Raw genomic sequence first — 6,465 nt, forward strand, 5'->3', positions numbered from 1 at the left:
GGCGGTCCGGGGCGCGGAGACGGTGGGCGTGATGCTCGGCACGGCGATCCGGCCCGCCTGCGCCCGGGTGGCGCTGAGGGCACCCTGCGGGGAGCGGTGCACGACCAAGTCGCCGCCGAGGACCGGCAGTCCGGAGAAGGTGCGCTCGTAGCGGAAGTGGGTGGTGCCGTCCGCGTCCTTGCCCGCGTCGCTCGGCTGAAGCCCCTCCTGCGGGTCCAGACCCAGGGCCGTGGCGGTCTCCGCGGCGATCCGGGTCGCCTCGGCGAGCAGGTCGGCGTGCTCCTCGGGGGACACCGTGATCGGGGCGGTGTCGACGGGGGCGGAAGGGGCGTCGGCGGCCGAACTCGGTGCCTGGATGCCGGCCAGGAGCGCGGCGGTGAGCGCGGACAGGGCCACGACCGAGCGTACGGGTCCCAGGCGTCGGCGCCGAGGCGCGCGCGGGGACGGGGGAGTCACCAAGACCTCGCGTTGATCTTCATGGTGAGTGTCTATATGACTACATACGGTCATGATCGCATTAGTCGCGGATGGTCACCCGAATGGCGCACGAGCCCCCGGGCGGCGGCGGGACGGCCGGGGCGGGCGGGGCAGTCGGGACCATCGGGCAGTCGGGGTGGCAAGTTCGTTCGGGTGCGCCGGTGGCGCGAAGGCCGGTACGCGCTGCGGGCGATCGAGGCCGCCGGCGGCACCGCGTCGCGGCGCTGCTGGGGGGAGGGGAGGCCGGGCCGGTCTCGTGCGTGGTGCCGGTCTCGGCGGCCCTGGGTAGGTCCTACGTGCCGTGCCGGTCTCAGCCCCGGGTAGGTTCCACGTGCCGTGCCGGTCTCAGCCGCCGGGTGGGCGGGCGCGGTCCAGTAGCGCGCTCGCGGCGGGGACTCGGGCGTGGGGGCGCAGCTTCGCGCGCATCGTGGCGACGGCGGTGTCCACCTGTCCGCAGCGCAGGTGTTCTCGATCCGCCAGCAGGTCCGCCCACGCCGCGCACGCCTCGTCGAGGCGGCCCAGGTCGAGCAGCAACTCGGCCAGGATTCCGGACGAGACGGCCCGATGTCGTCGTTCCGACGCCGGGCGCGCCCGGTTGCTGCGCACCATCGCCGCCGCGCCCGCGCGTACGTCGCCCAGGCCCCGACAGGTGAGCGCGATGGTGTGCTCGAACGACGCGACGTGGAAGCCCCCGGTCGGTCCGCTCGCGGTGTCGGCGCGGTGCAGGGCGTGTTCGGTGGCCGTGAGCGCGGCGAGGGCGGAACGGCGGTCCCGGCGACCACCGTTCGCGGCCGCGAGCGATGCCATGACGAATGCCCGGTGCAACGGCTGTGCGCCGACGCCTCCGGCGGCGGTGACGGCCTGCTCGGCGAGATGGACCGCGGTGCCGTGATGGCCGAGCCCGCCGGCCTGCACGCTCATCCCGCGCAGCACGGTCGCGTAGCCGGGACCGTCGTCGGCCGCCGCGGCCAGCCGCAGCGCCAGCCCGTACAACCGCTGTGCGGGGACGTGGAGTTCGGAGTCCCAGTGGTACCAGCCCACGATGTACGCGAGCATGGACGCCGCGCGATGCAACTCGCGGCGCACGGGCCCAGGGGCGTCGGCGCGCAGGAACCCGGCCACGTCACGGCCCAGGTAGGCCAACGCGGTCTCGCGGACCTGGCCGGATCCGTGCGCGTCGTCGACCTCGCAGAACATGTTCGTCATGGCCCGGACGGCTTCGACGTCCTTGACGCCGATGCGCGGCCCGGACGCGGCCGTCGACGCCGACGCGGTCGCGACCAGGGCCCCGCGATCGGCGATCTCCTCCCAGTCGGGCAGCCGCCATGCCGCGGCGAGGGAATAGGGGCCCATGGTGATCAGTGTGCGTCGGTTCACGATGCTCCCGAGGTCGGCGAGGGCGGTCGCGGGATCGAGCCGATCCCAGTCTGGGGCGACACCCGGATCGGCATCCGACGGCCCCATGCCGATGTCGGACAACGGCACCGGTCTGCCCAGGCGGCGGGCCAACGCCTCGGCCACGAAGAGCGGTTCGCGCGGCCGGGCCCCGTCCAACCACTGCGCCACCGACGGCTTCGCGTAGCGCAGCCCGACCCCGGCCTCGGCCCCGACCGCGTTCACCGATCGGGCCAACGACGCGTACGTGCACCCCGCTTCGGCGATCAACGCCCGCAGCGCCCGGTTCGACGTCCGCTCGGATTCGTTCACCATGACCGCCCGCCTCGTGGGGATCCGATGATGTGACCTCGATTAACCCGCTTAACCTGCCCGCGCGCCAGACCCCTGGTAGCGCGCGGCGACGCCGAGTTCACTCGGAGTACCGATCGACGGCCTGCCCCCCGCACCCACGACACCCACACCACCCCACCGCAAACCGCCCACCGCCCACCCCGAACACCCGCACCGCGCACAGAGCCCGCACCACGCCACCGACCACCCACACCGCGTACCGCCTACCGCGCCACCGATCACCGCGCACACCACGCACCGCGCCACCAATCACCTGCACCGCGTACCGCAGGCAGAGCGCCGCACCGCGTACCGCCCTCCGCACGCCCCGAACACCCGCGCCGCACACCACACACCGCATACCGCGCCACCCGCACCGCGCACCGCACGGCCCGAACACCCGTACCGCGCACCACACACCGCGTAACGCGCCACCCGTTCACCCGCAGCGCACACAGGGCCGGTACCGCGTCCTGCGCCACCGACCACCGCACCAGGCCCGCGCCGCGTACCGCACCGGGCCCATGCCGCGTACCGCACACCGCCCCACCCGAACACCCGCACCGTGCAACGAGCGCACACCCCGCACCGCCCGTTGCCCGAACACCCGTACCGCGCACCGCAGGCACCGCCCACACCACACATCAAGCGCCACGCACAACACGAACACCAAGCACCGCCCACACCACCCACACCACTCACCGTGCGCATCGCGCACAACACGCACATCACGCACCGCTCACACCACCCACCGTGCGCATCGCGCACAACACGCACACCACGCGCCGCCCACACCACCTACCGCGCGCACCGCGCTCAAGCGCACAGTTCGTACCGTCTGTCGGGCGGGAGAAGGACTCGCCGTCCGAATCGCGGATTTGCTCGTCGAACCGCCGCCGAAGAGGCCCGTACCCGGGAGGATGTGACCATGGAACCGCTGCTCGCCGCCGCCCTCGATGCCCTGGGTGTCGAGGACACCCCGCGACCGCTGACTCCGCACCACACCCACGCCTGGCGCGTGGGCGATTGGAGAGTCAGGACCGCCACCGATCGAACCCGCGCGCGGCCGCTGCATCACGAGGCGCACGCGGTTGCCCTCTTGTACGCCCACGGCCTCTATCCCGTGGCCGGGGCCCATGGGCACGTCGGCGACGGGCTGTGGACCGCGGTCGAATGGCGTCCCGGCCGCACGCTGTGGGAATGGTGCGCACCCGCGCGAGCGTCGGGCGGCGCCTGTTTCGCGCCGCGCCTGGCGGAGTTCGCGGATCGGGCGTTCGACACCCTCGCGCGGCTGCACGCCGCGGGCTGGCGCCACGGCGACATCCAGCCGATGAACATCGTGATCACCGCGACCGGAGCCGTCGAGTTCATCGACCACGACCTCACGCACCATCGTGATCTGCTCCCGCTCCGGGACCCGTACCGCGGGGGCATGGACCACTTCACCGCCCCCGAGGTCGCCCGACGTCGCCTGGACACCGAGTCCGACGTCGACATAGAACTCACCGACGTCGCCGAGGTGTACAGCCTCGGCGCGTCGATCCGCGCGGCCTGGACCGGCACCGATCCCGCCACCGACCGCACCGCGGGCCGTTACGTCACCCCCGCCGACGTCTTGGAGGACGTCGCCACCGGCCGTCGCCGTACGCCCTTGGCCGCCGAACGACCCTGGGCGGACCCCGATCTCGAAGCCCTCATCGAGGCCACCATGGATCCGGACCCGACCGCGCGGGTGCGGCACCTGGCCGCCCTTCCGGGTATTCGCTGACGACCGGCGCACGTGTGGGCCGACGGTGGACGATGGTCCTCCGTCGGCCCACACGGCACTAGGTCACCCGGCACGTGGGAACCACCCTGCCCGCGACGCTGCCGTGCCGTTCCGGAGACGGGCCCGAGAGCGCCCGACCAGGTCCGCCGGCGAGCAGCGGATCGGGTGCGGGCCATGACGCGGGGTTCTCGGAGACGGGACGACGGTCGTGACGTCGGTGGTACGGGTCACGACCTCACCGGCCGGACGGAACTCGCGTCGAGCTCGCGCAGCGAGTCCGACGCGGGGTTCGCCCGCGCTGTTCGGCTCCCGGCGTGACACGGCGATCGGCCAGAGCCGACAGTCGTGGGCGGGGCAGGTTCCGCGCCTGTGCGGATGTGCTTGCCCGGACCGTACCCGCCCTTGATCGAGGCAGGCGGTGCGGGCGGGGGCCGTCCCCGCGGATCTGCTCGCGGGCCGGGTACCGGGTTGGTTCAGGCGGTTGCGGGTCCGGTGAACAGGCCACGCCCGGTCTTGACGGCGCGTCCGATCTTGACCAGGCCCTCGGTGGAGGTGCGGACGGTTTCCATGCGGCTCTTGGTGGCGATATCGCCGAGAGCCTCGGTGAGTTGGCGGACGTTCATGGGTTCGCCGGTGGCTGCCAACAGGGCGGCGATCTCGTCGCGAAGTCGGCGGCGGCCGGGCTGGTCGCCCGTCGGCTCGGCGACCGACACCGCCGCCGGCTGGGCGACGGGCTGGGCGACGGGCTCGGCCACGGTCTTGGCGGCCGGCTTCGTCACCGTTTTGGCGGCCGGCTTGGCTGCCTGCTTGGCCGCCGGCTTGACCGACTTGGTGACCGGCTTGGTGACGGTCTTCGTGGCGCGGCTCACCTTGGTACGGGGAGCCTTCTTCGCGGCCTTGTCCGCCTTGACGGCCTTGTCGGCCTTCGCGGGCTCGGCGGCCTTGTCGGGTTCCGTGGCCTTGACGGGTTCGGCGGTCTTCTCGGGCTCGGCCGTGACGGGCTCGGGCGTGGGTTCGGTGCGGGTCCGCGCTCGGGGGATCCGCGCGGTCTTGGTGGCCGGCTGCTCGGCTGCGGGCGCGATGCTGCTCGCCTGCTCCGCCGCGGCGTTCCGCTCGGCCGGAAGTTCACCGTCCGTCACGGCGGTTGCCGTCGGCAGGTGGTCGGCGACGAGCGGGCGGATCAGCGCGAGGTGCTGTACCGCGTTGAGGCGGGCCGCCAACTGGCGCTCGACCTCGGCCAGTTCTCCCTCGAGCCGTTCCCGGCGCTCGGCCAGTTTTTCGGCCTCTCTTTCCAATGACGCACGCAGTTCCTCCACCGACGAGGCGACCATGCGGTTCTCCTTCTCTCGACATCAGTGTTACGACCGGGTGGCTCGGATCAACGTGATCGAGACACACCCGTTCTCGTGCCGGCGGGCGAGGCTTCCCCGCCCGGCCATCCGCCCATGATCGCCTGCCGGCACCCGAATCGCAGCAAAAACGGTCGCCGGCCCGGCAAACCACCGGGGACGCCCGGTGGTCGACGACCCGGGACAACGGCGCGAAGCCGTCCACGAACCGCATACCCGCACTGCTTCCCACCCTTCTCGCCGGCATGCGCGATGGCCTGAACGAGCCGCAAGCGAGGGTGAATTGCCCACCTTGACACAAGGTCGCCCCAGGGGGAAGCCGAGGTGGGCCCGACCCCGGCGGGTACCGTGACGCGCATCACGCGGTATTGGTTCGACGCGGACGCCCATCGAACCCATATCGGCCTCCCGCGTGTCCTCGCCCGCGTCCCGCGTGTTCGTCTCCCGTGCCGCGTACCCTCGACGGTGTGCCGCGCTCGCGCCATCGGTTCGAGGATTCCCCGCATCACCCGACGATGTCGTGGTCGCCGTCGGGATGTCGCGCGTGTGCTCGACGAACCGTTCCCGCGAGTCCGCCGCGGCGCAGGCCCGGTCGGCATCGCACTCGGCGACGGCGATCGAGGCGCGTGGCAGGAGACGTGTGAGAGGTGGCAGACGATGTGGAAAAGCGCCCGGGGTCCGCTTGCCGTGTCGGCCCTGACGGCGACGGCCGCCGGCCTGCTGTTCGTTGTTGGATGCTCGACCAAGGAGCGGATCTGCACGTCGGAGGAGTATCCGGTGAAGGCGGTCGGAAGCAGCACGGGGGTGGCGTGCGTGTCCGACGGTCGGGAGCCGGATCCGGGCTACGTGCGCTACCCCGAAGGACAGGTGCCCGAACACCTGGACGACAAGTGGGACAAGCACTGGCGCGACGTCGTCTTCGACGCCGACGGCAACATCACCGCGAGCTGAACCGACCGTCGCGGTCACGGGCGAACTCGCCGTTCTTGATGGCGAGTTGGCTCGATCGCCCGCAGTGATCAGGCCGTGGCGCGAGGCACGGCCGACCCGCGCCCGGGGGCGCCCCCGGCGAGTGGATGGTCGTACGCCGGGCGGTCGTACCGGGGTCTCCCCTAGGAAGTGTCTTCAAAGTGGGCGTCTGAG

Annotated in this window: 4 protein-coding genes and 1 pseudogene; 2 read left to right on the forward strand and 3 right to left on the reverse strand. The window is 72.3% G+C overall.

From position 1 onward, the window contains the following. Positions 1 to 396 (reverse strand): annotated as a pseudogene (locus GT354_RS05305) (hypothetical protein); the annotation flags it as partial. Between the two features lie 426 nt (positions 397 to 822). Further along, positions 823 to 2,187 (reverse strand): hypothetical protein, encoded by a 1,365-nt coding sequence (locus tag GT354_RS05310; RefSeq protein ID WP_161355005.1) that lies wholly within the window; start codon positions 2,185 to 2,187, stop codon positions 823 to 825. Between the two features lie 946 nt (positions 2,188 to 3,133). Between GT354_RS05310 and GT354_RS05315 the strand changes: the two genes are divergently transcribed. Continuing rightward, positions 3,134 to 3,973, forward strand: coding sequence for a hypothetical protein (locus tag GT354_RS05315; protein WP_161355006.1), 840 nt, complete (start codon positions 3,134 to 3,136; stop codon positions 3,971 to 3,973). Between the two features lie 473 nt (positions 3,974 to 4,446). Here GT354_RS05315 and GT354_RS05320 read toward each other — a convergent pair whose 3' ends face one another. Continuing rightward, the gene (locus tag GT354_RS05320; protein WP_161355007.1) at positions 4,447 to 5,304 is read right to left on the reverse strand and encodes a hypothetical protein; all 858 of its coding nucleotides are present in this window, start codon (positions 5,302 to 5,304) and stop codon (positions 4,447 to 4,449) included. A gap of 564 nt (positions 5,305 to 5,868) precedes the next feature. Between GT354_RS05320 and GT354_RS05325 the strand changes: the two genes are divergently transcribed. Beyond that, positions 5,869 to 6,273 (forward strand): hypothetical protein, encoded by a 405-nt coding sequence (locus GT354_RS05325; protein WP_346011866.1) that lies wholly within the window; start codon positions 5,869 to 5,871, stop codon positions 6,271 to 6,273. The last annotated feature ends 192 nt before the right edge of the window (positions 6,274 to 6,465 follow it).

Source organism: Streptomyces sp. SID3343, assembly GCF_009865215.1.
GTDB lineage: Bacteria > Actinomycetota > Actinomycetes > Streptomycetales > Streptomycetaceae > Embleya.

Bases quoted from the DNA above. Each gene is read 5' to 3' on its own strand.
- GT354_RS05310 (WP_161355005.1), bottom strand. From the start codon at position 2,187: ATGGTGAACGAATCCGAGCGGACGTCGAACCGGGCGCTGCGGGCGTTG.
- GT354_RS05315 (WP_161355006.1), top strand. From the start codon at position 3,134: ATGGAACCGCTGCTCGCCGCCGCCCTCGATGCCCTGGGTGTCGAGGAC.
- GT354_RS05320 (WP_161355007.1), bottom strand. From the start codon at position 5,304: ATGGTCGCCTCGTCGGTGGAGGAACTGCGTGCGTCATTGGAAAGAGAG.